21 protein-coding genes are annotated in these 26053 nt (G+C 65.9%); 13 read left to right on the forward strand and 8 right to left on the reverse strand.

What is annotated here, in order from left to right:
* Nucleotides 1–172: 172 nt before the first annotated feature.
* The 6 genes from AC1Q6V_RS20395 to cyoA are packed head-to-tail and all read right to left on the reverse strand — an operon-like array spanning nucleotide 173 to nucleotide 6455.
* Entirely contained in the window at nucleotides 173–712 is a 540-nt protein-coding gene (locus tag AC1Q6V_RS20395) for a DUF934 domain-containing protein (RefSeq protein WP_454750332.1), read from the reverse strand.
* The gene (locus AC1Q6V_RS20400) at nucleotides 705–2444 is read right to left on the reverse strand and encodes a nitrite/sulfite reductase (RefSeq protein WP_439668854.1); all 1740 of its coding nucleotides are present in this window, start codon (nucleotides 2442–2444) and stop codon (nucleotides 705–707) included. Before AC1Q6V_RS20400 ends, AC1Q6V_RS20395 begins: the two co-directional genes overlap by 8 nt.
* Before the next feature lie 27 nt (nucleotides 2445–2471).
* A complete protein-coding gene (gene cyoD / locus AC1Q6V_RS20405) occupies nucleotides 2472–2849 on the reverse strand; it encodes a cytochrome o ubiquinol oxidase subunit IV (RefSeq protein WP_010811603.1) in 378 nt (125 codons plus the stop codon).
* Complete coding sequence (cyoC, locus tag AC1Q6V_RS20410; protein ID WP_058697243.1) at nucleotides 2849–3481, reverse strand: cytochrome o ubiquinol oxidase subunit III; 633 nt, start codon at nucleotides 3479–3481, stop codon at nucleotides 2849–2851. The genes cyoD and cyoC overlap by 1 nt, the downstream gene beginning before the upstream one ends.
* A gap of 2 nt (nucleotides 3482–3483) precedes the next feature.
* Nucleotides 3484–5460 (reverse strand): cytochrome o ubiquinol oxidase subunit I, encoded by a 1977-nt coding sequence (cyoB, locus tag AC1Q6V_RS20415; protein WP_439671661.1) that lies wholly within the window; start codon nucleotides 5458–5460, stop codon nucleotides 3484–3486.
* Nucleotides 5461–5462: 2 nt separating this feature from the next.
* Entirely contained in the window at nucleotides 5463–6455 is a 993-nt protein-coding gene (gene cyoA, locus AC1Q6V_RS20420) for a ubiquinol oxidase subunit II (protein WP_011615206.1), read from the reverse strand.
* 167 nt (nucleotides 6456–6622) lie between these two features.
* Here cyoA and AC1Q6V_RS20425 point away from each other — a divergent pair, with 167 nt between their 5' ends.
* Nucleotides 6623–8017 carry an aminotransferase-like domain-containing protein gene (locus AC1Q6V_RS20425; protein WP_454750331.1) on the forward strand — a complete coding sequence of 465 codons (1395 nt, stop codon included), beginning with the start codon at nucleotides 6623–6625 and terminating at the stop codon, nucleotides 8015–8017.
* 21 nt (nucleotides 8018–8038) lie between these two features.
* Here the strand turns inward: AC1Q6V_RS20425 and AC1Q6V_RS20430 are convergent, their stop codons facing one another.
* Nucleotides 8039–8968, reverse strand: coding sequence for a LysR substrate-binding domain-containing protein (locus tag AC1Q6V_RS20430; protein WP_010811608.1), 930 nt, complete (start codon nucleotides 8966–8968; stop codon nucleotides 8039–8041).
* 166 nt (nucleotides 8969–9134) lie between these two features.
* Here AC1Q6V_RS20430 and AC1Q6V_RS20435 point away from each other — a divergent pair, with 166 nt between their 5' ends.
* The 11 genes from AC1Q6V_RS20435 to AC1Q6V_RS20485 all read left to right on the forward strand — a co-directional run bounded on the left by AC1Q6V_RS20435 (nucleotide 9135) and on the right by AC1Q6V_RS20485 (nucleotide 23272).
* Nucleotides 9135–10127, forward strand: a complete 993-nt coding sequence (locus AC1Q6V_RS20435; protein ID WP_454750330.1) for a Bug family tripartite tricarboxylate transporter substrate binding protein — start codon at nucleotides 9135–9137, stop codon at nucleotides 10125–10127.
* A 35-nt stretch (nucleotides 10128–10162) separates the two neighbouring features.
* Nucleotides 10163–11374 carry an aminotransferase-like domain-containing protein gene (locus AC1Q6V_RS20440; protein ID WP_454750329.1) on the forward strand — a complete coding sequence of 404 codons (1212 nt, stop codon included), beginning with the start codon at nucleotides 10163–10165 and terminating at the stop codon, nucleotides 11372–11374.
* 97 nt (nucleotides 11375–11471) lie between these two features.
* A complete protein-coding gene (locus AC1Q6V_RS20445; RefSeq protein WP_454750328.1) occupies nucleotides 11472–12071 on the forward strand; it encodes a glutathione S-transferase family protein in 600 nt (199 codons plus the stop codon).
* Between the two features lie 253 nt (nucleotides 12072–12324).
* Nucleotides 12325–12816 carry a VOC family protein gene (locus tag AC1Q6V_RS20450; protein ID WP_010811612.1) on the forward strand — a complete coding sequence of 164 codons (492 nt, stop codon included), beginning with the start codon at nucleotides 12325–12327 and terminating at the stop codon, nucleotides 12814–12816.
* Nucleotides 12817–12896: 80 nt separating this feature from the next.
* A complete protein-coding gene (locus AC1Q6V_RS20455) occupies nucleotides 12897–13151 on the forward strand; it encodes a hypothetical protein (RefSeq protein ID WP_010811613.1) in 255 nt (84 codons plus the stop codon).
* A gap of 91 nt (nucleotides 13152–13242) precedes the next feature.
* Nucleotides 13243–15609 carry a DNA polymerase II gene (locus AC1Q6V_RS20460; RefSeq protein WP_454750327.1) on the forward strand — a complete coding sequence of 789 codons (2367 nt, stop codon included), beginning with the start codon at nucleotides 13243–13245 and terminating at the stop codon, nucleotides 15607–15609.
* Nucleotides 15610–15893: 284 nt separating this feature from the next.
* Nucleotides 15894–18218 (forward strand): xanthine dehydrogenase family protein molybdopterin-binding subunit, encoded by a 2325-nt coding sequence (locus AC1Q6V_RS20465; RefSeq protein WP_454750326.1) that lies wholly within the window; start codon nucleotides 15894–15896, stop codon nucleotides 18216–18218.
* Nucleotides 18187–18651 (forward strand): (2Fe-2S)-binding protein, encoded by a 465-nt coding sequence (locus tag AC1Q6V_RS20470; RefSeq protein WP_058697231.1) that lies wholly within the window; start codon nucleotides 18187–18189, stop codon nucleotides 18649–18651. Before AC1Q6V_RS20465 ends, AC1Q6V_RS20470 begins: the two co-directional genes overlap by 32 nt.
* A gap of 206 nt (nucleotides 18652–18857) precedes the next feature.
* Entirely contained in the window at nucleotides 18858–20729 is a 1872-nt protein-coding gene (locus AC1Q6V_RS20475) for a preprotein translocase subunit YajC (RefSeq protein WP_234788151.1), read from the forward strand.
* An 8-nt stretch (nucleotides 20730–20737) separates the two neighbouring features.
* Nucleotides 20738–22342, forward strand: a complete 1605-nt coding sequence (locus AC1Q6V_RS20480; protein ID WP_010811618.1) for a GMC oxidoreductase — start codon at nucleotides 20738–20740, stop codon at nucleotides 22340–22342.
* 18 nt (nucleotides 22343–22360) lie between these two features.
* Nucleotides 22361–23272 (forward strand): ATP adenylyltransferase family protein, encoded by a 912-nt coding sequence (locus AC1Q6V_RS20485; RefSeq protein WP_058697229.1) that lies wholly within the window; start codon nucleotides 22361–22363, stop codon nucleotides 23270–23272.
* A 5-nt stretch (nucleotides 23273–23277) separates the two neighbouring features.
* Here AC1Q6V_RS20485 and AC1Q6V_RS20490 read toward each other — a convergent pair whose 3' ends face one another.
* Nucleotides 23278–24573: a DUF3422 family protein gene (locus tag AC1Q6V_RS20490; RefSeq protein ID WP_454750325.1), complete on the reverse strand. Its 1296-nt coding sequence runs from the start codon at nucleotides 24571–24573 to the stop codon at nucleotides 23278–23280.
* 107 nt (nucleotides 24574–24680) lie between these two features.
* Here AC1Q6V_RS20490 and AC1Q6V_RS20495 point away from each other — a divergent pair, with 107 nt between their 5' ends.
* Nucleotides 24681–25541 (forward strand): LysR family transcriptional regulator, encoded by an 861-nt coding sequence (locus tag AC1Q6V_RS20495; RefSeq protein ID WP_010811621.1) that lies wholly within the window; start codon nucleotides 24681–24683, stop codon nucleotides 25539–25541.
* The last annotated feature ends 512 nt before the right edge of the window (nucleotides 25542–26053 follow it).

Consider the following 26053-nt stretch of genomic DNA (forward strand, 5'->3'; position numbering starts at 1 on the left):
AATGCGCGCCCTGAACGAAGCCATATCCGTCGTCGCCTTTGGTGAGCGCTGTGCGATATCGATGATCGTATGCAGCTGCTTGCCCGAGAGTTCGGCGACAGCGGACCACAAGCTATCAGGCCTTGCGCAGGGCTGGACGGGTATGTTTCGTATCGGCGCCCGGCGGCGCTTGCTATCGGCTTGCGGGTCCATAGCTGCGCTGGTACGACGACGAGAACGTGGCCAGCGCGCGCAATGCCGCTGCCGGGTCGTGCCCGGGCTTGAGCGCAAAGCTGTTGAAGCCGCAACGTGCCAGGTAGTGCACGGTGTCGATCATCACGTCACCCACGGCGCGCAGCTCTCCGGTCCAGCCTAGCTGATGCCGGAGCAGCTGTGCGATCGAATAGCCACGACCATCCGTGTAGACCGGGAAATCGATGGCAATCATCGCGATGCCTGTCGGATCAACGGCCGTGGCACCGGGTTCCAGCAGGGTCTGGGGCTCCGCATCCGGCGACAGGTAGACCGCGAGCGAATACTGTCGAAGCCGATACCGCTGGCGGTGGGTGGTCCAGTTCTCCAGTGTCACCAGGTAGCCGGGCTCGTCGGGGGGGCAGGTGTTGTCGGCGTCTTGCGCATCCCCGATGTGAGCGAGCCAGCTATCCGCGACCAGTTGTCCGTCACGGATGACGTTGCGCCGGTCCTGCCCGGCTAAATGGTCATGGTCAGGCATTCACCGCCTCCTGGCGAGCTCGCCGCGCGCCGCTGTCAGAGTCCGGGTACACGGCGCGCTGGAAGGGTTCTATGCCGATTCGGCCAACCACGTCGACAAAGCGTTCGGCTTCGCTGTCCCGATGCAGCAAATAGGTCTCGATCAGCCGCTCCACCACATCCGGAACCTGCTCCTGTGCAAAGGACGGCCCGATGATGCGGCCGATGGCCGCGCCGCCGGCCGCCACGCCATCCGGGCGGCCCAGGCCGTCGGCGCCGTTCTGCCGGCCGCCGATGGTGATCTGGTACCAGGCCTCGCCGGCCTTGTCGACGCCGAGGATGCCGATGTGGCCGATATGGTGGTGGCCGCAGGAGTTGATGCAGCCGGAGATGTTCAGGTCCAGTTCGCCGATGTCGTGCACATGGTCGAGGTCGTCGAAGCGCTCCTGGATGGCCTGCGCAAGCGGGATCGAGACCGCATTGGCCAGCGAGCAGAAGTCGCCCCCGGGGCAGGCGATGATGTTGGTGATCAGGCCGACGTTTGGCGTGGCCAGCCCGGCGGCGTCCAGCGCCTGCCACAAGGCGTGCAGCCCGCTGCGGCGGACATCGGCGAGGATCAGGTTCTGCTCATGCGACACGCGCAGCTCGCCGAAGCCGTGGCGCTCGGCCAGGTCGGCCATGATTTCCATCTGCTCGGCAGTGATGTCGCCGGGCGCCTGGCCCGCGGCTTTCAGCGATGCCGTGACGGCGGCGTAGCCAGGCACCCGGTGCCGGTGCACATTGCTTTTCAGCCAGAGGCGGAAGGCGCGGTCGGTCTTGGCCAGGTCGGCTGACTGGTCCGGCTCGTCGGCGGCCGCGGCTTCATACGGCGGGATCGTGAAGCGCTCGGCGATGGACGCGACAAAGCCCTCGGACACGGTGTCCGGGCCCCCGCGGATGCGTTGCCACTGCTCGTCCACCTGCGCCCGGAACACCTCCGGGGTCAGGTCCTTTACCAGGATCTTGATGCGCGCCTTGTACTTGTTGTCGCGGCGGCCGTGCAGGTTGTAGACGCGCAGTGTGGCCTGCAGGTAGGTCAGCAGGTCCTGCCAGGGGACGAAGGGGTTGATCAGCTTGCCCACCATCGGCGTGCGGCCCATGCCGCCACCGACCCAGACCTTGAAGCCGGCCTGGCCGTCCTGTTCAACCGCCTGGAGCCCGATGTCATGGACGCCGACCGCGGCCCGGTCCGTCCGCGCGCCACTGATGGCAATCTTGAACTTGCGCGGCAGGAAGGCGAACTCGGGATGCAGCATCGACCATTGCCTGACGATCTCGCACCACACCAGCGGGTTCACCAGTTCGTCGGGAGCAATGCCGGCAAAGTGGTCGGTGGTGGTATTGCGGATGCAGTTGCCGCTGGTCTGGATCGCGTGCATCTGCACCGTGGCCAGCTCGGCGAGAATGGCAGGGGCATCCTCGAGCCGCGGCCAGTTGAACTGCAGGTTCTGGCGCGTGCTGAAATGCCCGTAGCCGCGATCCCAGCGGCGCGCGATCTCCGCGAGCTTGCGCAATTGCCGGGACGCCAGCATGCCGTACGGAATCGCCACGCGCAGCATCGGCGCATGGCGCTGGATATAGAGGCCGTTCTGCAGCCGCAGCACGCGGAACTCATCCTCGGTGAGCTGGCCGCTCAGGAAGCGGCGGGTCTGGTCGGCGAACTGCACGACGCGTTCGTCGACGAGCTTCTGGTCAATGGCGTCATAGACATACATGGTGGAAAGCCTCCTTGCGCGCGAGCGCTAGTCTTTTGCCCGGGCCCGTTCGATGGACATGTCGGTCGGCATCATGTTGATATCGGCGTTGTGCATCACCCACAGCGAGCCGGCCACGACGATGACGATCAGGAAGCCGGTACAGGCAAAGATGGCGGTGTTGCCGCGCTGGCCGGGACCGGTGCCCAGGTGCAGGAAGTACACCAGCTGCACCAGCAGTTGCGCGACACAAAGGCCGACAACCAGCGCGATCGCTGCCTGCGTTGACAGGGATCCGGTCATCACTGCCGCAAACGACGCCATCGTCAGCGCGACCGACAGCAGCAGTCCGATGGTGTAGCTGCGCACGCTGCCGTGCGCGGCCGGCTGGTCCGCGTGCACGGAATGTAGATGGGACGGCTTCATCAAGCGAACTCCCGCAGGTAGACAAAGGTGAAGACACAGATCCAGACCAGGTCCAGGAAGTGCCAGAACAGGCTCAGGCAGGCCAGGCGGCGGCGCACGATGTCGTCCAGCCCGAAATGCCGGATCTGGTGGATCATCACCGCCAGCCACAGCAGGCCAGACGTGACATGCAGCCCGTGCGTGCCGACCAGCGTGAAGAAGGCCGACAGGTAGGCGCTGACGCCGGGGCCCGCGCCCTGGTGCAGCAGGTGCGCGAACTCGTAGACCTCCATGGCGATGAACAGTGCGCCGAGCGCGAAGGTCACCGCCAGCCAGCGGATCATCCGCGGCGCGTCGTCAGTGCCCTGCCTGAGCATGGCCAGGCCGAAGGTATAGCTGCTCAGCAGCAGCACCATGGTCTCGGCGAACACGAACGGCAGCTCGAACAGTTGCCGCCCGCCGGGGCCGCCGGCAGTGTTGCCGGACAGCACGCCGAAGGTGGCGAACAGCACCGCGAAGATCAGGCAGTCGCTCATCAGGTAAAGCCAGAACCCCAGCGGCGTGTGCGCGCCGGCTTCGTGATGGTGGTGCGCCGCGTCGTGGGCCGCCTCGTGCCCGGGATGATGCAGGGTGGGGGAGAGAGTCGGGTTCATGGTCAGGCAGCTTCCTGCAGTTGTGCAAAGCGCGCGCGCTCGATGCGCTCGACTTCGGCGGCCGGCACGTAATAGTCGACGTCGCGGTCATAGCTGCGCACGACGAAGGTCGCGATGGCGCCGACCAGGCCGGCGACGGCGACCAGCCACATGTGCCAGACCAGCGCGAAGCAGCACAGCAGCCCGAACGCCGACACGATGAAGCCTGCCGAGGTGTTGCGGGGCATATGGATGTCCTCGTAGCGCGCAGGCTGGCGCCACGCGCGCCCGGCTTCCTTGTCGTCCCAGTGCTGTTCCAGCGAGGTGATATGCGGCACGTGGGCGAAGTTGTAGAACGGCGCGGGCGAGGCCGTCGACCACTCCAGGCTGCGGCCATCCCACGGATCGCCAGTCAGGTCGCGGTTCTGCTTGCGGTCGCGGATACTGACCGCGAACTGCACCAACATCGCCAGGATGCCGGCGCCGATGACGAAGGCACCGACCAGCGCCACCACCAGGTAGGGATGCCAGTCGACGTTGGCATAGTGGTTCATCCGGCGGGTCATGCCCTTGAAGCCCAGTACGTAGAGCGGCATGAAGGCCAGGAAGAAGCCGGCCAGCCAGCACCAGAACGACACCTTGCCCCAGAACTCATTGAGCGTGAAGCCGAACACCTTCGGGAACCAGAAAGTGATTGCGGCCAGGCAGCCGAAGAGCACGCCGCCGATGATGACGTTATGGAAATGCGCAACCAGGAACAGGCTGTTGTGCAGGACAAAGTCGGCCCCGGGAATGGCGAGCAGCACGCCGGTCATGCCGCCGACCGCGAACGTCACCATAAAGCCGATGGTCCACATGGTCGAGGTATGGAAGCGGATCCGGCCCCGGTACATGGTAAACAGCCAGTTGAACAGCTTCACGCCGGTCGGGATCGAGATGATCGAGGTCATGATGCCGAAGAAGGCATTGACGTTCGCGCCCGAGCCCATGGTGAAGAAGTGGTGCAGCCAGACGAAGAACGACAGCACGCCGATCGAGGAGGTGGCGTACACCATCGACTTGTAGCCGAACAGGGGCTTGCGCGAGAACGTGGCGATGATCTCGGAGAAGGCGCCGAACGCCGGCAGGATCAGCACGTAGACCTCCGGGTGGCCCCAGATCCAGATCAGGTTCACGTACATCATGGCGTTGCCGCCGAGCTCGTTGGTGAAGAAGTGCATGCCGAGGTAGCGGTCGGCGGTGAGCAGGGCCAGCGTGGCGGTCAGGACCGGGAAGATCGCCACGATCAGGATGTTGGTGATCAGCGCGGTCCAGGTGAAGACCGGCATCTTCATCAGGTTCAGGCCCGGCGCGCGCATGCGCAGGATCGTGACGATGAAGTTGATGCCCGTCAGCGTGGTGCCAAGCCCGGATATCTGCAGTGACCAGATGTAGTAATCAACTCCTGGCGTGGGGCTGTAGCCGAGCTCGGACAGCGGCGGGTAGGCGACCCAGCCGGTGGCCGCGAAGTCGCCGACGAACATCGACAGCATCACCAGCACCGCGCCCATTGCCGACATCCAGAAGCTCAGCGAATTGACGAACGGGAAGGCGACGTCGCGCGCGCCGATCTGCAGCGGCACGATCACGTTCATCAGCCCGAGCACCAGCGGCGTCGCGACAAAGAAGATCATGATCACGCCGTGCGCCGTGAAGATCTGGTCGTAGTGGTGCGGCGGCAGGTAGCCCGCGGCATCGCCATAGGCGATCGCCTGCTGGGCGCGCATCATGATGGCGTCGGCAAAGCCGCGCAGCAGCATCACCAGCGCCAGGATGATGTACATCACGCCGACCTTCTTGTGGTCGACCGAGCAGATCCATTCGTTCCACAGGTATTTCCATTTGCCGTAGTACGTAATGGCGCCCATCAGCGCGATGCCCAGCACGATCACGACGGCCAGCGTCCCCATGATGATCGGCTCATGGAGAGGGATGGCGTCCAGGTTGAGTTTTCCAAGCATTCTTATTGCTCCATGCGGCCAGCGGGCGCCGTCGGGACGCGCTGGAAGGCCTGCAGAGATTCCGGGGTGTCCGCGCGGCAGATCTGGCCGTTTTCCAGCATGTATTTGTCGACGACCTGGTCGAACAGCTTCGGCGCGACGGCGGCGTAAAGCGTCACGGGATCCTTGCTGCTGGGCAGTTCAAGCGTGCGGTAGGTCTTCAGGTCGAGCGCCTGGGACGAAGCGCGGGCAGCCTGGATCCAGGCATCGAACTCCTTGCGCGAAGTGGCCAGGGTCTTGAAGTGCATGTCCGAGAAGCCGGGGCCGCTGTAGGCAGCGGACTGGCCGAGATAGACGCCCGGCGTGTCGGCGATCAGGTGCAGGCGCGTCTGCATCCCCGCCATGGCGTAGACCATGCTGCCGAGCTGCGGGATGAAGAACGAGTTCATCATCGATTCCGCGGTCAGCCGGAAATTGACCGGCGTGCCGACCGGGATCGCAAGCTGGTTCAGCGACGCGACGCCGTATTCCGGATAAATGAACAGCCATTTCCAGTTCAGCGCGATCACATCGACCTGGACCGGCTTGACCTGCGATTCCAGCGGCCGATAGGGATCGAGCTTGTGCGTCGAATCCCAGATCAGCACGGCCAGGCAGGCCACGATGACGCAGGGAATGCCCCAGACCACGACCTCGATCCTGGTGGAGTGCGCCCATTTGGGGGCATAGGTGGCGCTCGTATTGGTTTCGCGGTAGCGCCACGCGAACCACAGCGTCAGGACGATCACGGGGATGACGACCATCAGCATGACGAACAGGGAGATCAGGATCAGTGACTTCTCCTGTTCCCCGATGCTGCCCTTGGGGTTGAGCAGTTCCAGGTTGCAGCCGCTCAGCAGCGCGCTCAGGCAGGCGCTCAGCAACAGTGTGGGAAGACGGCGCTGCGGGCCGGGGGACGGGCGGGGGAGCGGGCCTTGTCGATTCTTGTCTGCCGGCCCGGCAATAGGTTTGAGCATTTCGGACACCTTGGTTACGGATCACCGAAGGCTCCCGGCCACGCGCTCCGATTCAAGTGCTGGCTCAGCCCCGCGCGGGCGTGGTTTGTATGGATTCCCTCGGTGATGTCTGGCATGCTAATGCAAGACAAAACCCATACATCGAAGAAATCTACCGGATGAAATCCATGCAAGAAGCCGATGTCCGAGCCGAAGTCAGTGCTAAATGGGATCTGGAGATCACAACGGGTGGCGGCGCGCGCTACTTGCAGATCGTGGACTTCATCGAGCGTGCGATCGGCGAAGGCCGGCTGGTAGCCGGCGACCGCGTGCCGCCACAGCGCAGCCTGGCCAAGTCCCTCCGCGTGGACCTGACCACCGTGACGCGTGCCTACAACGAGGCCAAGCGGCGGCATCTGATCGATGCCCGCGGGGCCCTCGGCACTTTCATTGCCGCGCCGCGGGCGGAGCTGGCGCGCGTGATCGACATGAGCATGAACGTGCCGCCGCCACCGGCGGGGCTGGATTTCCAGGACCTGTTGCGGCGCGGCCTGTCGCAGGTGCTGCTGCACAGCGACCCGCACCTGCTGATGACCTACCAGCTCGGCGGCGGCAGTGCTGCTGACCGGTCAGCCGGCACCCTCTGGCTCGCGCAGATATTCGGGCAGGTCGCTACTGCGCGGCTCGTGGTGTGCCCGGGCGCCCAGGCTGCGCTGGCCGCCGTGATCCTGGCCCGGACCCGGCCTGGCGATGCGATCGTGAGTGAGCCGCTGGCCTACCCAGGCATTCGCGCGGCCGCGGCACAGCTCGGGCGGCGCGTGATCATCGCGCCGGTCGACGCCGACGGGATGCTCCCCGACGCCCTCGAGGCGGCCCGTGCCGACGGTGCCACGCTGGCCTACCTCAATCCGACCGCCCAGAATCCAACTACGCACACCATGCCGGCTTCACGCCGGGAGGCTATCGCCAGGGCCGCGGCGCACTGTGATGTCACTTTGCTGGAGGATGATCCCTACTGGCTGCTGACGCCGTCAGCGCCGCCGCCGCTGTCCAGCTTCGCTCCCGAGCGCACGTACTATGTCTCGACCCTGTCCAAGACCCTCAGTCCGGGGCTGCGGACCGCGTATGTCATGCTGCCGGAGGGCAGGCGCGGCGACGATCTGCTGGCATCGCTGCGGGCCTTCGCGCTGATGGCGGCACCGATGACCGCCGCCCTGGCGACCCAATGGATCCACGATGGCTCGGCCATGCATCTGCTCGACGGCATCAGGACCGAAGCGTTGGCCAGATGCGCGCTGGCAAGCCGGTGGCTGAGCGGGATCGGCCAGCTCCCGCCCAGCGCCATCCACGCATGGCACCGCTTGCCGGAGCACTGGTCGGCGCAGCAGCTCACCCGGGCCGCGCTGGCGGAGGACCTGCGCGTGACGCCGTCCGACGCGTTCTGGGAGGGGCCCAACGCGCCGACTGCCATCCGCATCTCGCTCGGTGGCGTGGAGGACCGCGCGCAACTATCGGCCGCGCTGCGCAGGCTGGCCGCATTGCTGGAACGCCGGCCGACGCCGGGGCTGGAAATGGTGGTGTGAGTTGCGGCGTGAGTCGGCTGGCTACTTGCCCGCATCGTCCGCAGTCGCGGACTGCCTTGTCGCAAACTCGCCCGCGGCTTCCAGCAGCCACTCGCGCAGCCGCTGCATCGCCTCGCTCATCGGCCGGGTATCCGGCGAGACCAGGTGATACGCGCTCGTGGAGCGCTGCGAATGGGCGACGGGCATGACCAGCTGGCGGTTTGCCAGGTATTCCCCCACGAGGAAGCGCGGCACCAGGCCAACGCCCAGCCTGGCGCGTGCGGCGGCGATGACCATGGAATGGTGGTCGAAGCGTGCGCCGCGCATGGCGTTGACGTCGTCGATGCCGGCCGCTTCCATCCATTGCTTCCAGCCGAGAATGCGTGTGGCGAGGTGCAGCAGCGGCGACCGGGCGATGTCATGTGGGCTGATCCGCTTTCTGCCGCCGAAGAAGTCCGGATGGCAGACCGCCACCGATTCTTCGTCGAACATCCGGTCGGCACGCGCGCCGGGATAGACCGCCTCGCCAAAGTGAATCGCCGCGTCGTAGGGGGTGCCGTCGAACAGGAAGATGTCTGACTGCGCGCTGATATTGACCACGATCCCCGGATGCCGCGCATAGAAGGCCGGCAGCCGCGGAATCAGCCACTCGACCGCCAGCGTGGGCACGCAGGCCAGCTCGACGGTGCCGCCCGCGCCCTCGTGCGCCATCAGGTCGAGCGTGTCGCGCTGCAGCTTGCGCAGCAACTCCCGCACCTGTCCGCTGTAGAGCGTGCCGGCCGCCGTCAGCGTGATGCGCTGGTTGGCGCGGTGGAACAGCTGCACGCCCAGCAGCGCTTCCAGCGACGCAATCTGGCGCGACACCGCGCTCTCGGTGATAAACAGGTCCGCCGCCGCGCGGCGCAGGTTCAGGTGCAGCGCGGCGGCCTCGAAGGCGCGCAGGCTGGACAGGCTGGGAAGTCGTTGCCGCATCGGGGAAGGGCTGGGTTGATGATCTTAGGTCATCATCCTATACGGAAATCTCGCTTGAAAGCTTGGAGTTGATGAGAAATCATTCGATCCTTGCGTTGCCGCCTCCTCCCGGCATCGTCATCACGACAACCTCATAACGACAACCATCAGGTAGACAGGAGACTGCATGAAACACTTGTTCAGCGCGCTCGCCGCCGGCACCCTTGCATTCGGCGCGACCATGCCCGGCATCGCCGGCGCGTTCGAGTTCCCGGCCAAGCCGGTGCGCATCATCGTGCCGTACCCGCCGGGCGGCACCACCGACATGGTGGCCCGGCTGATCGGCGAGCAACTGGCCACGCAATGGAAGCAGTCGGTGGTGGTCGACAACCGCCCCGGCGCGGGCGGCATCGTCGGCACCGGCACGGCCGCCAAGTCCACGGCGGACGGCTACACCCTGCTGATGGGCTCGGTGGGCGAGTTCGGCATCAACCCGGCCTTGTACAAGAAGCTGCCCTATGATGCCGACGCCGACTTCGCGCCGGTCGCGATGGTGGCGCGCGTACCCAACGTGGTGGTGCTGTCGCCGGCGTTTGCGGAACGCGCGCGCGTGCAGACGCTGCCCGAGTTCATCGCCTACCTGAAAGCCAATCCCAAGCGCGTCAACATGGCGTCGGCCGGAAATGGCACGTCCACGCACCTCGCGGGCGAGCTGTTCCAGCGCATGACCAGCACGGAGATGAGCCACGTCGCCTACAAGGGCAGCAGCCCGGCCATCGCCGACCTGATGGGCGGCAGCGTCGACGTGATGTTCGACAACCTGCCGGCGTCGCTGCCGTTTATCCGCTCGGGCAAGCTCAAGCCGCTGGCCGTGACCACGCCGGCGCGCTCGTCGGCGCTTCCGAATGTGCCGACGGTCGCCGCCGCGGGCCCCGTCCCCGGCTTTGATGCCAGCCCTTGGTTCGGCCTGCTTGCGCCGCGCGGGGTGCCCACGGCGGTGGCGCAGAAGATCAGCCAGGACCTGACGCGCGTGCTCAACGAGCCAGGCGTGCAGGCGAAAATGCGCGAGCTGGGCGCGGAACCGGCGCCCAGCTCGCCGGAGGCATTTGCCGACGTGCTGAAGAAGGACCGCCAGAAGTGGGGCGAGATCGTTCGCCTGTCCGGTGCTTCGGTGGACTGAAGCACGCCCATGTCCAGCACGTTCTGCATCCGCTCATGACTTCCGACGCCGCTTATCCCTTCGTCCCCGCGCTGCGCAACCCGGCTGGCTCTCCGATCCGGGAACTGTTCAAGTACCTGTCCGACCCCGGGATGATCTCTTTCGCCGGCGGCTACCCGTCCGCCGCGCTGTTCGATGTCGACGGCATTGGCGCGGCCTCGGCGGCGGCGCTGCGCGAGCGGCCCGCCGAATGCCTGCAGTACGGCGCCACCGAAGGCGCGCCGGCGCTGCGCCAGGTGCTGGCGTCGTTGATGGCCGGGCGCGGCGCGCCCGTGGCCCAGGACGAACTGCTCGTGACCAGCGGCTCGCAGCAGGGCTTCGATTTCCTCGCGCGCGCGCTGGTCGAGCCCGGCAGCGTGGTGCTGGTCGAGGAGCCGACCTATTCCGCGACGCTGCAGGCCTTGCGGCTGGCCGGCGCCGACGTACGCGGCGTGCCATCTGATCACGACGGCATGGACGTGGCTGCACTCGAAGCCATGCTGGCCGACCCGTCGTTGCGCCCCCGGCTGATCTATACGGTGCCGACCTTCGCCAACCCCACCGGCGCCACGCTGTCGCCCGCACGACGGCTGCAGCTGCTGAAGCTGGTGGCGCGGCACCGCGTGGTGCTGGTCGAGGACGATCCCTACGGGGCGCTCAGCTTCGATGGCGCGCCGCCGCCTTCGCTGCTGGCGCTGTGCGCGTCGGTCCCCGAGGCGCGGCCGTGGCTGGTGCATCTGGCCAGCCTGTCGAAGACGCTGGCCCCCGGCCTGAGGATCGGCTGGATGGTCGCCGCGCCCGAGATCGTGCGCCGCGCGGTGATTGCCAAGCAGGTATCCGACCTGTGCACGCCGCCATGGATCCAGCTGGCCGCGGCGCAGTATCTGGAAGCGGGCGGGCTGCCGGCACAGGTCGCGCGGGAAGTCGCGGCCTATCGCGACAAGCGCGACCAGCTCGCGGCGGCGCTGCGCCAGGCCTTTGGTGACCGCATCCGTTTCGCATCGCCGGCGGGAGGGATGTTCCTTTGGGCCGCGCTGGATGGCATCGACGATGCTGCCGCACTGCTGCCGCACGCGATCGCGGAAAAGGTGCTGTTCGTCCCGGGTGCCGGATTCTATGTGGAGCAGCGCCAGCGCGCCGCGTTCCGGCTGTCGTTTGCGAGCACGAACCTGGCGCAGATCGGGGAGGGCGTCGCACGGCTCGCGCGGGCGGTCGAGCTGGCCGGGTGAGGGCTTTCACAACGGAAGCGGTTTGTGGCGGCTGGCGGATGCTATCCTGCTGCGGTCGAAACCACGCGGTCGAACGCGGCAGGAGGACGGTATGACCATGACGCTCTACTACAACCCCCAAAGCCGCGCCTCGGTGGCGCGCTGGATGCTGGAGGAGGTCGGGGCTGAGTACAAGCTGCAGCACATCGATTTCACCAAGGGCGAGAGCCGCGCGCCGGAGTTCCTGGCGGTCAACCCGATGGGGAAGATTCCAACGCTGGTCTTGCATGACGGCACGGTCCTGACCGAGAACGGCGCGATCATCGCCTGGCTGGCGGATGCCTTTCCGCAGGCCGGGTTGATGCCGCCTGCAGGCTCGTCCGCGCGCGGCACGGTGCTGCGGTGGCTGTTCTTCTGCGGCAGTTGCTTCGAACCCGCGCTGACTGACCGGATGATGCGCAAAGAGGCGCCGCTGCCGAAGCAGGCGGTCGGCTGGGGCGACTATGACGATGTGATCGACGCCATCGAGCAAGCCCTGACGCCCGGCCCCTTCGTGCTCGGCGCGACCTTCAGCGCGGCGGACATCTATCTCGGTGCCTCGCTGGCATGGGCGGGCCGATTCGGTGCGCCGCGCATCAGCGAGAGCGCGTGCATCCAGGACTACGTCAAGCGGATCACCGCCCGCGACGCGTTCGTGCGCGCGGCGGAGGCCCAGTGAGACGCGAGAAGTCCTGCGGCATCAGCCCAGCGCGATGTTCGCCTTGCTGATCAACTCGCCCCGGCGCTGGGTCTCGAAGCGCACCAGCCTGGCATAGTCGGCACTGGCGCCGGGCAGCGGCGACGCCCCTTGGACAGAGGCCGCTGGCGGCTCCTCAGCTCGCCCTTTGCGCGGCCTGCGCCCGCCACCGGAATATGAGACATTGGAGTCCCGGTGGCGGATTCCCGGTGCTCGACTTTCCAGGAGACACATCATGCAAAGCAAGAACACGATCTGCTTGTGGTACGACCGCGACGCCCTTGATGCCGCAAACTTCTATGCCGAGACATTCCCCGACAGCGCAGTCAGCGCCGTCCACCGTGCGCCGGGCGACTATCCCGACGGCAAGCAGGGCGATGTCCTGACGGTCGAGTTCACCGTCGCCGGCATTCCCTGCCTCGGGCTGAACGGCGGCCCGCATTTCAAGCACAACGAGGCCTTCTCTTTTCAGATTGCGACGGACGACCAGGCCGAAACCGACCGCTTGTGGAATGCGATCGTCGGCAATGGCGGCCAGGAAAGCGAATGCGGCTGGTGCAAGGACCGCTGGGGACTGTCATGGCAGATCACCCCGCGCGCGCTCAGCGCGGCGATAACCGACCCCGACCGTGCGGCGGCCAAGCGCGCATTCGACGCCATGATGACGATGAAAAAGATTGATATCGCCGCGATCGAGGCGGCACGGCAGGGCAAAAGCCCATCCTAGAATTAAGGTAGGGCGTCTCAGTGCCAACCGCAAAGGGGGCTGGGGCAGGGCCGCTCCTCCATCGACTGGGAGAGACCATCATGAGTCGTTTGCTGCTAGGCAACATCGAACCTGGCACCTCGGACGAGGAAATCGCGGCCTTCCTGGAAAAGTACGGGTTTCCTCCGTTCGACAGCCTCGAACATGAGGAGGGCGATGGCTCGCAGCCTGCCGTGCTGCTGACCTATGGCAGCCTCGACCCCATGGTGCTGGGCAAATTGCAGCAGCGTATCCACCATATGTACTGGAAGAAGCGCGAATTGACCGCTGCTATCCTGCACGACCGTTTTGCGTGAACCGAAGATGCCACGGGGTGGCTTACGCGGCTCACGCACCCGGCCCATCCGCTAGAATCCCGACCGGTAGCCGTTTCCCAATGTACCTAACGTGGCACTTCAGCAGGGTTTCATCCTGACCCGACATTGGCGCGATACGCCGGCCGGCACCGAAGTCGAATTCTGGCTGGCGACCGATGATGGTCCGCGCCACCTGCACCTGTCCTGTCAGCCGTCAGTCGCGTTTATCCCCGAGTCGCAGCGCGAGCGTGCCGAGGCGCTGCTGCGCCGCGAGCGCGAGGTCGAGCTGCGCCCGCTCAGGCTCCAGGATTTCCAGCGCCGGCCCGTACTGGGCCTGTACTGCCGCCAGCATCGGCAACTGATCCAGCTCAGCCGCTCATTGCGCGACGCCGGCGTGGATGTCTACGAAGCCGATATCCGCCCGCCCGAACGCTACCTGATGGAGCGCTTCATCACCGCCCCGGTCTGGTTCGACGGCGAGCCGGACCCCGGCGGCGCGCTGCGCAATGCCCAGATGAAGCCGTCGGAGTGCTACCGGCCCAAGTTGCGCCTGGTCTCGCTCGATATCGAGACCAACGCGTTCGGCGAACTCTATTCGATTGGGCTCGAAGGCTGCGGCCAGCGCCAGGTCTACATGCTGGGTGCGGCGCCGCAAATGCCCGCCGACGTCGATTTCTCGCTCGAGTACTGCGCCACGCGGCCCGAGTTGCTGGAAAAGCTGAACCAGTGGCTGGCCGATCACGATCCCGACGCGATCATCGGCTGGAATCTGGTCCAGTTCGACCTGCGCGTGCTGCACGAGCATGCGCGCAAGTTCCAGCTTCCGCTGCGCCTCGGCCGCGGCGGTGCCGAGATGGAATGGCGCGAGCACAACGCCCAGCAGCACTATTTCGCCAGCGCACCAGGCCGGTTGATCATCGACGGCATCGAGGCGCTGCGTTCCGCCACGTGGAGCTTCCCGTCGTTCAGCCTCGAATCGGTGGCGCAGACGCTGCTGGGCGAGGGCAAGGCGGTCGACAACCCGTACGACCGCATGGACGCCATCGACCGCATGTTCGAGCAGGACAAGCCGGCGCTGGCGCGCTATAACCTGCGCGATTGCGAACTGGTCACGCGGATCTTCGAAAAGACGGAGCTGTTGCCGTTCCTGCTGGAGCGCGCCACGGTCACGGGCCTGCCGGCCGACCGGAATGGCGGCTCGGTCGCCGCCTTCACGCATCTCTACATGCCGCTGATGCACCGCCAGGGGTATGTCGCGCCCAACCTCGGCGAGAAGGCGCCCGAGGCCAGCCCGGGCGGCTTCGTCATGGACTCGCGGCCGGGGCTCTACGAATCGGTGCTTGTGCTGGACTACAAGAGCCTCTACCCGTCGATCATCCGGACCTTCCTGATCGACCCGATCGGGCTGGTCGAGGGCCTGGCGCATCCGGACGATGCCGATTCGCTGCCTGGCTTCCGCGGTGCGCGGTTTTCCCGGACGAAGCACTGCCTGCCGGCGATCGTGGCCAGAGTCTGGCAAGGCCGCGAGGCCGCCAAGCGCGACCGGAACAAGCCGCTCTCGCAGGCGCTCAAGATCATCATGAACGCGTTCTACGGCGTGCTCGGGTCCAGCGGTTGCCGGTTCTTCGACGCGCGGCTGGCGTCGTCGATCACCATGCGCGGGCACGAGATCATGCGGCAGACCCGCGCGCTGATCGAGGCCCGCGGCTATGAGGTGATCTATGGCGACACGGATTCCACATTCGTCTGGCTGCGCCGCGCGCGAACGGAAGCCGATGCCAGGCAGATCGGCCGTAGCCTGGTCGCCTACGTCAACGACTGGTGGCGCGACCACCTCTGGCAGACCTATGGACTGGAAAGCGCGCTGGAACTCCAGTTCGAAACGCACTTCCGGCGCTTCCTGATGCCGACCATCCGCGGCACGGACCTTGGCAGCAAGAAGCGCTATGCCGGCCAGGTCGAACGGCCTGACGGGAAGATCGAGATGGTGTTCAAGGGGCTTGAGACGGTGCGCACGGACTGGTCGCCGCTCGCCCAGCGTTTCCAGCAGACCCTTTATGAAAAGATCTTCAACCGCGAGCCGTACGCGGATTATGTGCGGGACATCGTGCGTCGCACCCTGGCCGGCGAGCTCGACGAGCAACTGGTCTATCGCAAGCGGCTGCGCCGCAAGCTCGATGATTACCAGCGCAACGTGCCGCCGCACGTCCGCGCCGCCCGTATCGCCGATGCCTATAACGAGCGCCAGGGACGTCCGCGCCAGTATCAGCATGGCGGCTGGATCAGCTACGTGATGACCGTTTCAGGGCCGGAGCCGCTTGAGACCCGGTCGGCGCCGGTCGACTATGGCCACTACGTCAACAAGCAGTTGCAGCCGATCGCCGATGCGATCCTGCCGTTCCTGGACGACGATTTCGAGACGCTGCTGGCTGGGCAGATGGCGCTCTTTCCGCAGTAGCATAAGCTGCTGATTCTAATGGAAAACTGTTCGATGGCTGGGGCTGCGGCAGTCGATCAGGTGCTTGTTCCCAAGCTCAAGGATCTGCCGGAACACGGGCACCCGTCACGGAGCAGTTCGACCTGCGCCGGCAGGCGGCATCAGCGCGGCATGTCCGTGTCGGGTGTTGCGCGATAGCGCCAACCACGTGCTCGCATTCGCGCTGCGGCACTTCCCGACCTAATATAGGCCATGCCATCGGCGGCACGGGGCCTTCCTATGATGATCGATCCGCCAGTCTTGCCATGTTGACGCGCAGAGCCTTCCTGCTCGGCGGTGCGGGCGCTGCCGGTGCGCTGGTGATCGGATGGGCCTGGCTGCCGCCGCGCCAGCGCCTGGCGGGCGGCGAGCCGCTGGCGGCGCGCGACGGGCAGTTTGCGCTGAACGGCTGGATCAAGGTGGCGTCCGACAACACCGTCACGGTGGTCATGAACAAGGCCGAGATGGGGCAGGGCGTGCATACCGGCGCGGCGATGCTGCTGGCCGAGGAGATGGAGGCCGACTGGTCGCAGATCCGGGTCGAGCCGTCGCCCATCGACAACCTGTACAACAACATCGAGGGCGTGGTCGCCAACCTGCCGTTCCGGCCGGACGACAAGGGGTGGCCCAGGCGTGCCGCCGAATGGTTCACGCGCAAGGGCGTGCGCGAGGTGGGCCTGATGTTCACCGGCGGCTCTACCAGCATCAGGGACCTGTGGCATCCGATGCGCGAGGCCGGCGCCGCCGCCCGCATGATGCTGTGCGCGGCAGCGGCGAAGCAGTGGGACGTCAAGGCCGAAGCCTGCCGCGCGCAGGCCGGCAAGGTGGTGCATCCGTCGGGGCGCAGCGCCACCTTCGGCGAACTTGCCGCGGCTGCCGCGCGTGAGCCTTTGCCTCGCAAGGTCGAACTGAAGGATCCGGCCAGCTACAGGCTCATCGGCACCCGCGCGGCGCGCCTTGATGCCGCTGCCAAGCTCCACGGCACAGCCAGTTTCGGTATCGACGTGGTGGCGGACGCGATGGTCTACGCCAGCGTGCAGATGTGTCCGACGCTGGGCGGCACGCTGCGGGGATCCCCGCCCGACGACGTAAAGAAGTTGCCCGGCGTGCTCGACCTGGTCGCGCTGCCTCCGCTCCAGGGCGGCAGCGGCGGCGTGGCGGTGATCGCCAGCGATGCGTGGATCGCCATGCAGGCGGTGGAGAAGGTCCAGTGCAAGTGGGACGAGGGCGAAGCGGCGAAGCTGTCGAGCGACGGCATCCGCGATACGCTGGTGAAGGCGCTCGACGCCGCCGACCCACGCGTCTGGTACGAGCATGGCAACGGGCGCGCCATGAAGCAGGGCAAGCCCGCCATCCAGGTCCTGTACTCGGCGCCTTATCTCGCTCACGCCGCGCTGGAGCCGGTCAACTGCACGGTGCTGGTCCAGGAGGACCGCGCCATCGTGTGGGCTGCCACGCAGATGCCCGGGCTGGCTCGCCGCTGCGTGGCGAAGACGCTCAGGCTGGACACCGACAAGGTCGAACTGCGCCAGCAATTCATCGGCGGTGCCTTCGGGCGCCGGCTCGAAGTCGACTTCATCTGCCAGGCGGCCACCATTGCCGCCAGGCGCAAGGGCGTGCCGGTGCAGACGATCTGGTCGCGCCCCGAGGACATGCGGCATGACTTCTACCGTCCGGCCAGCGTGTCGCGCTTCGAGGCCTGGCTCGACGAAAACCGAAAGGTCATCGCCGTGCGCAATGTCTCGGCCAGCCAGTCAGTGCTGGAGGGCGTCGCGAAACGCAACTTCGGCCTGCCCGACATCTTCCTGTCGCGGCTGGACAAGTCCACGGCGGAGGGCGCCTTCGACCAGGCCTATGACTGGCCGGACGTGTGGGTCGGCCACCAGACCGTGGACCTCGCCATCCCCGTGGGCTACTGGCGCTCGGTGGGGCACTCGCACCACGCCTTCTTCATGGAGAGCTTTGTCGATGAGCTGGCGGTGGCGGTCGGGGTGGACCCGCTCGACTACCGCATGAGCCTGCTCAGGGATGAGCGCCAGCGCGCGGTGCTGGAGCAGGCAAGAAAGATGTCGGGCTGGGGCCAGCCCTTGCGCAAGCAGCCTGGCGTGGCGAAGATGGGGCGCGGCGTGGCCCTGCACGAGTCGTTCGGCAGCGTGGTGGCGCAGGTCGCCGAGGTGTCGGTAGGCAACATGGGGCAGGTCCGCGTGGATCGCGTGTTCTGCGCCATCGATTGCGGCATGCCGGTCAACCCGACCCTGATCGAGCAGCAGGTCGAGGGCGGCATTGTGTTCGGGCTTTCGGCAGCGCTGTGGCAGAAGATCACGCTGGAGCGAGGCAAGGTGAAGGAGGACTACTACACCGCCTTTCCGGCCATGCGCCTGCGAGACTGCCCGGACATCCAGGTACACGTGATGCCTTCGACGCGCCCGCCGCAGGGCGTGGGCGAGTCCACCACGCCGCCGATCGCCCCGGCGGTGGCGAACGCCTTGTTCCATGCGACCGGCGAGCGCCTGCGCGACCTGCCGCTGCTGAAGACCCTGCCGCCTTCCGGAGCCTGCGATGCCAGACCATCAGATCAGTGTCAACGGTAAGAGCGTCGAAGTCCGCTCGGACGGCTGCACGCCGCTGTTGTGGGTGCTGCGCTGCGAGCTCAAGCTGACAGGCACCAAGTTCGGCTGCGGCGTGGGGGTGTGCGGCGCCTGCGCGGTGCATGTCAACGGCAAGATGGTGTTGTCGTGCCAGCACCAGGCGAGCGAGATGGAAGGCAAGAAGATCGTCACCATCGAAGGACTCGACGGCCCCGAGGCGAGCGCGCTGCGGGCGGCCTGGCTCAAGCACGAGGTGGTGCAGTGTGGCTACTGCCAGAGCGCGCAACTGATGGCGGCGAGCGCGCTGCTCAAGCGCACCCGGAATCCGAAGGAGACGGAGATCGCCGACCAGATGAGCTGCGTGATCTGCCGGTGCGGCACGTACACACGGATCAGAAGGGCGATTGCGGAAGCGGCGGAGATGTTGAGGGGCTGAGGGCGTAGGGCCATTGGCAACGGCTGGCACTCGCGCCAGCATGCGCGAGCGCCCCGATCCTTGCGGACGAGCTGGAAGTCTTGGGGGGGAAGGCGATGAAACATTCCGGGTCAGCACCAGAGTCGCCATATCCGGGTGGTTCGCAAGCTGCGGCCGATGCTGCCGGCTCCGCGACGATCGCTTCCGCGTCTGCCGCGACCGGGCGCGTGGAACTCTACACCCAAAGAACCATGGTGAACTGGCTGAGCCCGCTACAGCTGCCGTTCACTGCCATGCGGGTTGCCGTGGCGATGGCGATCGGCGCCTTTGCCGACCAGCGCATGGTGCAGGCGGCACTCACCACGCTGAATCCGAACCCGCCGCTCCCGGTGCCCGCCGACGAGCACGGCGGTGTCTGGGTCGACTATCTGGCCGACACCGGCGACGGTTGGGACTCGACCTACTCCATGGCGTTGTGCGTCAGTCACGCGGTGACGCTGCGCGAGCAAGGCGTGACGCTGCCACGGGCAAAGGTGCTGCTGCTGGGTGGCGACCAGGTGTATCCGACCCCTGCCCATGAGGGTTATCGGACACGCTTCGTCGATCCCTTCCGGGCGGCATTCCCTGCGCCGGTCGAGATCGTGCGCCCCGCATACAGCGACCAGCCGATCAAGTTGCCGGATGCGCCGTGGATGGTCGCCACGCCTGGCAATCACGACTGGTACGATGGCCTGCGTGGCTTCGCCCGCCTGTTCTGCAGCGGCAAGCCCGTGGGCGGCTGGGAGACACGCCAGCGCACTGGCTACTATGCCTTGCAGTTGCCCGGCGGCTGGTGGGTCTGGGGCCTGGACCTGCAACTGGAGTCTGAGATCGACCGGCCGCAGCGCGAGTACTTCCAGAAGATGCACACGGCGCTGCAGCCCGGTGACCGCGTCGTATTGTGCGCGCCCGAGGCGAGCTGGATTGACGAGATGGAGCGCGTGCGCCGCGGCGAGCGGCGGGCCGTACCTTCGATCGAGGCCAAGACGCCGCGCTTCCGGAGCCTGAGCGAGATCGAGGGGATGCTGGGCGACCGGCTCGCGCTGGTGCTGGCCGGCAACTCGCACCACTACGCGCATTACGTGCCGCGAGAGGGCACGGCGGGACCGCATCGCATCACCTGCGGAGGCGGCGGTGCATTTCTTCACGGCACGCACCTGCTGCCAGATCCGCCGAGGCCTATCGTCGTGGGCCCGGCCAGACAGTTCTACGAACTGAAGTCAGCGTATCCGGAAAAATCCGCTTCCCGGCAATTGCGCAATCGCGCGTGGCAACTGCCTGCGCGCAACCTCTCGTTCTGTGCGCTGGTGGCGATCCTGTACTTGCTGTTCGACTGGATCATTCAAAGCGCGAGCCTGGTATCTGTCCCCGGGCGCGATCAACGCAGCTTCGTCGACAGGCTGGCCGGGCTCGAAGTGACATTCGGGAATATCGGCGAGGTGTTCCACCAACTGTTCCGGGTCATGGCGCACAGTCCGGCGTCGGTGGTGTTCGCAGCGGCCATTGTCTTTACCTGTGCTGCGCTGTCGACCAGGGATGTCAGGCGCGGCGTGCGCCTGGCGTGCGTTGTCGGCGCGTTGCACGGGCTGCTGCACCTGGCACTGGCAGTCGCGCTGCTATGGCTCGTCATGCGGCTCAACTTCCATGTCTTTGGCGCGGACAATGCGCCCCCCGTCTTGCTGTTCGTGGTCGAGGCCATGCTGCTGGGCGGCGCCCTCGGTGGCCTGCTGTTTGGCGCATGGATGGTGTTGGGCAATGCCCTTTGGCGCCTGCACCCCGAGGAGGTGTTCTCCTCCCAGCGCATCGCCGATTACAAATGCTTCCTGCGGATGCGGTTCGAGGGTGGGCAATTGACGATCTACCCGCTCAAGCTGGAGAAGGTCTGCCGTCATTGGAAGCTGGGCGAGGGCGTCAAGCGATTGACGAAGGTCCATGGCACCTGGCGCATACGCGCCCAGCCCGGCGCGACCGGCCCCCGGTTCGTGCCGGCAGACGGTCAGGTAATGCCGCCCGAGGCGGTGCGGATGATTGAGGAGAAGCCAATCATCATCCAACGATAGGGAGCGTCATGATGAGCAATGCGCTTGCCTACGATGTCGTCGTCATCGGCAGCGGCTTCGGTGGTGCAGTCTCGGCGTGCCGGCTCGCGCAGGCCGGCCGCAAGGTGCTGGTGCTGGAGCGCGGCCGGCGCTGGAGCCCCGCGACTTACCCGCGCGACGAGAGCGACCCCTGGCTGTGGAACCAGGAGCGCGCCAATCGCTTCAATGGCTGGGCCGATATCCGGACCTTCTCTGACGTATGGGTTATCGCCGGGGCCGGGGTCGGTGGCGGCTCGCTGATCTACGCCAACGTTTCCGTGGAAGCCAAGCCGGAAGCCTTCCAGCAGGGCTGGCCGAAAGAGGTTACCTATGCGGACCTGCAAGCCCACTATGAGGAGGTCGGGCGCATGCTCGCGGTGAGCGAAGTGCCGGATAACCAGTTGAGCGAGCGAACCCGGCTGTTGCGCGAGGGGGCGGAAGCCTGCGGTTGGGGCGGGCGCTTCCGTAAATTGCCGCTGGCGGTGACATTTTCCGAGCATTGGGACCCCACACGGCAAGACGCCCGCGATGACCGTCATTCACAGACATTCATGAACCAGCACGGCAGGTTGCAGGGCACTTGTGTTCACTGCGGCAACTGTGACGTGGGGTGCCAGGTATCGGCCAGGAATACGCTGGACCTGAATTACCTGGCAGTGGCTGAGGACAATGGCGCCGAGATTCTTCCGCTGCACCTGGTAGACCGGCTCGAGCCGCTGCAGCAGGGCTGGCGCGTATGCTTCAGGAAGATCGACCCGGAAAACGAAACGACGAGCCCTGGCACAGTCACGGCCGCCAGGGTGATACTGGCCGCCGGCTCCATCGGCAGCACCGAGCTTCTGCTGCGCTGTCGGGATGAGCATCGCACACTTCCGGGGCTTTCGCCACGGTTGGGATATGGGTGGGCGCACAATGGCGACTTCGTGACGCCAGCCTACTATGACCACAGGACGATCTCTCCTTCCCATGGCGTAACCATCTCCGCAGCGATCGACCTGTTGGACCACAGCGGCCCGAACGGACAGGCGCTCTTCGTGGAGGACGGTGGAATCCCGAACCTCGCAGGCAACTTCATTCGGCGCCATATGAAGCGAACGCGTTCCCGCAAGCTGCGTGCCGTGTGGAAGGAGGTCGGAGGACTGTTTGACGACGGCGATCCGGTCGAGCAGATGATGCCCTGGTTCGGGCAGGGCGTGGACCCTGGCGATGGCCAGCTGAGACTGGGCCGCACGTGGTACGCACCGTGGCGTCGTGTGCTGCGGCTCGACTGGTCCTATCAGGCATCGGTGGCCGTCATCGAGGCCATGATTGCAGCGCATACGCAGCTCTCGGCAGCGACTGGCGGGGATCCGTGGGTACCGCTCACCTGGCGACGGTGGCACAACCTGATCACACCGCACCCGCTGGGAGGCTGCAACATGGGAACCTCCGCTGCAGACGGAGTCGTCGATGCAAGGGGCCGGGTATTTGGCTACAAGGGACTGTATGTCATGGACGGAGCGATCGTCCCGCGTCCGCTCGGCCTGAATCCTTCGCGAACCATCGCGGCGCTCGCGGAGCGCAACGTGGCGATGCTCTTGCGCGAGCAGGACTGACGCTAGCGAAAGCCAACCATGCACCATCGACACCTTCAGCCTGGCACGCTGTGGCCGGCGATCCTGCAGCGGACGGCGCATGCCTTGCAGAGCGGGGCGTTGTGCCCGATCGAAACCATCGAGGCGGCGATCGAGGACGGTGGCGTGCGGTTTCTGGTCCGCCAGGTATCGAGCCTGGCTCGCAAGGACAAGGCACGCACGACCAGCAGCGCCGGGAGCAATCCATTCCTGCCCTATGACCCGGAACTGTTTGTCGCGGATATCTCCGACACCCATGTGGCCTTGCTCAACAAGTTCAATGTCATCGAGCATCACCTGCTCATCGTCACGCGCCGCTTCGAAGCGCAGGAATCCCTGCTGACCGTGGCGGACTTTGAAGCGCTGCTGGCTTGCATGGCGGAGTTCCCGAGCCTGGGCTTCTACAACGGCGGGGCAGTCGCGGGAGCGAGCCAGGCCCACAAACACCTGCAGATCGTACCGTTGCCGTTCGCCGAGGGTGGGCCGGCGCTGCCGATTGGTCCCTTGCTGGCGTCGGCACGGATCGCCGGCGCCATCGGTGCCGTTCCCGGCCTGGCATTTGCGCATGCGTTCGCGCCGCTGGATCTGTCCGCGGCGCCGGTGGAAGAGATGGCGTGCACGGCGTGCGAGCGCTACCGCGCGTTGCTGGATGCGGTTGGCGTGCGCGCGGTCGATGTCGAGGGCGGCCTGCACCCGTCAGCGCCGTACAACCTGCTGGTCATGCCCGCGGGGCTGCTGCTGGTGCCGAGATCCATGGAGTGCGTGGAAGGCATCGCAGTCAATGCCCTGGCGTTCGCCGGCTCGCTTTTTGTCCGGGATGCGGCGCAGATGCAGGCTATTGAGAGCCTTGGCCCGATGCATCTCCTCCGGCAAGCCACGGCAGCCGCGGGGCAGGGCGGGACAGCAGGCTAGCTGCCCTATGCGGCCTGATTCGCAGCCGGGCGCCGCGCCGCCGCTTTTTGCCCGGCATGCTTGCTGCGCCTGGTAGCACGCAGCACCAGCAGCACCACCGGCAGGATCAGCACGCCTTTGATCAGTTCCGGGTCCAGCGGCAGGTGCACCGCATGCAGCGCCTTGAGCCCGGTGCCCGTCAGCGACAGCACGTAGTAGGAAATGGCCGCGACCGACAGGCCTTCGACCGCGTGCTGCAGCCGCAGCTGGCTGCGCGCGGTCTGGTCCATGCCCTCGAGCAGGCGCGTGGTGTCCTGCTCCTGCGCCAGGTTGACGCGCGTGCGCAGCAGGTCGAGCGCGCGCGCCACGCGGCCGGCAAATTGCTCGTGCCGCGCCCAGACCGACCTGCACGTCTCCATGGCAGGCGCGAAGCGGCGCTCCATGAATTCGGCAATGGTCGGTATGCCTTCGATGCGCTCTTCACGCAATTCCTGGATGCGCGCCAGCACCAGCTTCTCGTAGGCGCGCGACGCGCTGAAGCGGTTGCCGGATTCAGCCAGCGCCTCGATGCGGACCGCCAGGTGCGTCAGCCGCTCCAGCAGCTCGGCATCGTGGCGGCCGCCCTGGCTCGTGTCCATGCTGCGCATCAGCGGCGCGAGCGAGCGCTGCAGGTTGTCCACGCTGCGGCCCAGTTCACGCGCCACCGGCAAGGCCAGCAGCGCCATCATCCGGTAGGTCTCGATTTCATACAGCCGCTGCAGCAGCCGTCCGCCTTGCACTTCGCGGAAGCCGTTGTCGATGACCAGGAAGCGCGTAAAGCCATCTGGCGGGATGGTCCAGTCGCAGAACACCTCGCCGCCGCCGAGCACGTGGCTGCCCGCCAGGGTCGGGCCGTCGATCCATTCCCGCACGTGGTCGCGCGCATGGGCCGCGGCCTCGCCCGAGACCAGCTCCATGCGCAGCGCCACCAGGCGCTTGCCGGCGAAGCTGTCGAACCACTCGGCCGGGATATGGGCGGTGGCCAGGTCGGAGAAGTAGTCCGCGTCACCACGCCGCGCCACGAACGTGAAGGTGGAGAACTCGGTGTGCCGCTCCCACTTCAGTTGCTTGTGATCGCCCCAACGCCCTGAATAGTGCGTTACGCCGTCGGCCGGTACCTCCAGCCCGGTCAGCCTGCACAAGTCGGCCAGCAAGGCATGGTGGACGGCGGTATCGCCGTCGGCATAGATGGCAAAGTGCGTCAGCGAGGCGGGGCCGCCGATGCGCAGGAAGGGGCGGGCATGCAGTTCGCGCGCGAGGCTGTCGCGCAAGGGGTGGTCCATGTTCGCGTGTGGCATAGGTGGTCAACGTTTTCGACCAGTATGCCCGAGCACCGATGGTTAAGAAAAATGCGTAAAATTGATCTGTTGCTTCAGTTTTTCTGATACCAGTGAAAGCGCTTGACCTCGATGTCCTGGCCATGATGGTGGCGGTTGCCGATACCGGCAGCATTTCCCGCGCGGCGGAACTCGTGCACCGCTCACAGTCGGCGGTCAGCATGCAGATCAAGGCGCTTGAGCAAGCTTTGGGCAAGCCACTGTTCGTGCGCAGGCCGAGGAACATGGTGCTGACCCCGGAAGGCGAGGTCCTGCTGAGCTTCGCGCGCCGCATGCTGGCCCTGCGCGACGAGGCCTGGGCGGCCGTGGTCCGCCCCGACGTGACCGGGCGCGTGGTGCTCGGCATGCCGGACGACTATGCCTCGTCCCTGTTGCCCGCGATCCTGAAGAAGTTTTCCGCGACCTATCCCAAGGTCGAGATCCAGGTCATTGGCCTGCCAAGCGTGGCGCTGGCGCCCATGGTCAAGGACGGATCGGTCGACCTGGTCTGCGCAACGCGAGTGAAAGGGTTGTCCGGGGAGTTCATCCGGCTGGAACCGATGGTGTGGGCCGCATCGCCGGCGGCGCACGAAATCTGGAACGAGCGGCCGCTGCCCATTGCCGTGTTCCAGTCGGGCAGCGTCGCCCGCGACATTGCGATCCGCAGCCTGGAGCAGGCCAGGATCGCCTATCGCATGTCCTATGAAAGTCCCAGCCTGCTCGGCCTGCTCAGCATGGTCGAAGCGGGACTGGCGGTGGCGCCGCTCGCGCGATGTGCCGTTCCGGCCCGTTTCACCATCCTTGGCCAGGCCCAGGGGCTGCCCGAGCTAGCCGGGCTGGAGCTGGTGCTGGCGCGCAGCGCAAAGTCGAAGCGGCCGCCTTGTGACTTCCTCGCTGAACAGATCCTGTCCGAGTTGCAGCGCTGGCAAGCGTAATGAGGCGTTCGCCCTCGTCGGCAGGCCGTGGGTCGGCGTGGTCAAGTGACAAAGGAGGCTCATTCAAGTTCTTTTCAAAAACGCTTGCAAGGCAGGCATCCAGGCATTAAGATTCGCCCCCTCGTTCGCAAGGCACCGCGCAACGGGGGTGGGAAAAGACTTGCAAGGATTAACTCGATCCGAAAGAGTGTGCCTTCCAGAATAAAGAATTTCTCGAAAATGATTGATTAATCGCAGAAACTTCTTTATAGTCTCGTTTCTCCGCTGCAAACAAAACGCAGCAACGCAAACGGCAAAGCCGGATGCGGCCCGAAAGGGCGGGTTCTTTAACAACCAAACAACCGATAAGTGTGGGCGCTTGATAACGGATGCGGAAGACTTCGGTCTTTTAGCTTTACAAGTTATACAGTGCTCGCACAGCAAAACGTGACTGGGTCTTCGGATCTGGTCAGTCAGTTTTCTGAGAGTGAGCGACCGCTCGAAAGAGCGAGGACCTTCGGGTCCACACAGAG

The sequence above is a fragment of the Cupriavidus sp. GW823-FHT07B10 genome (assembly GCF_058794355.1).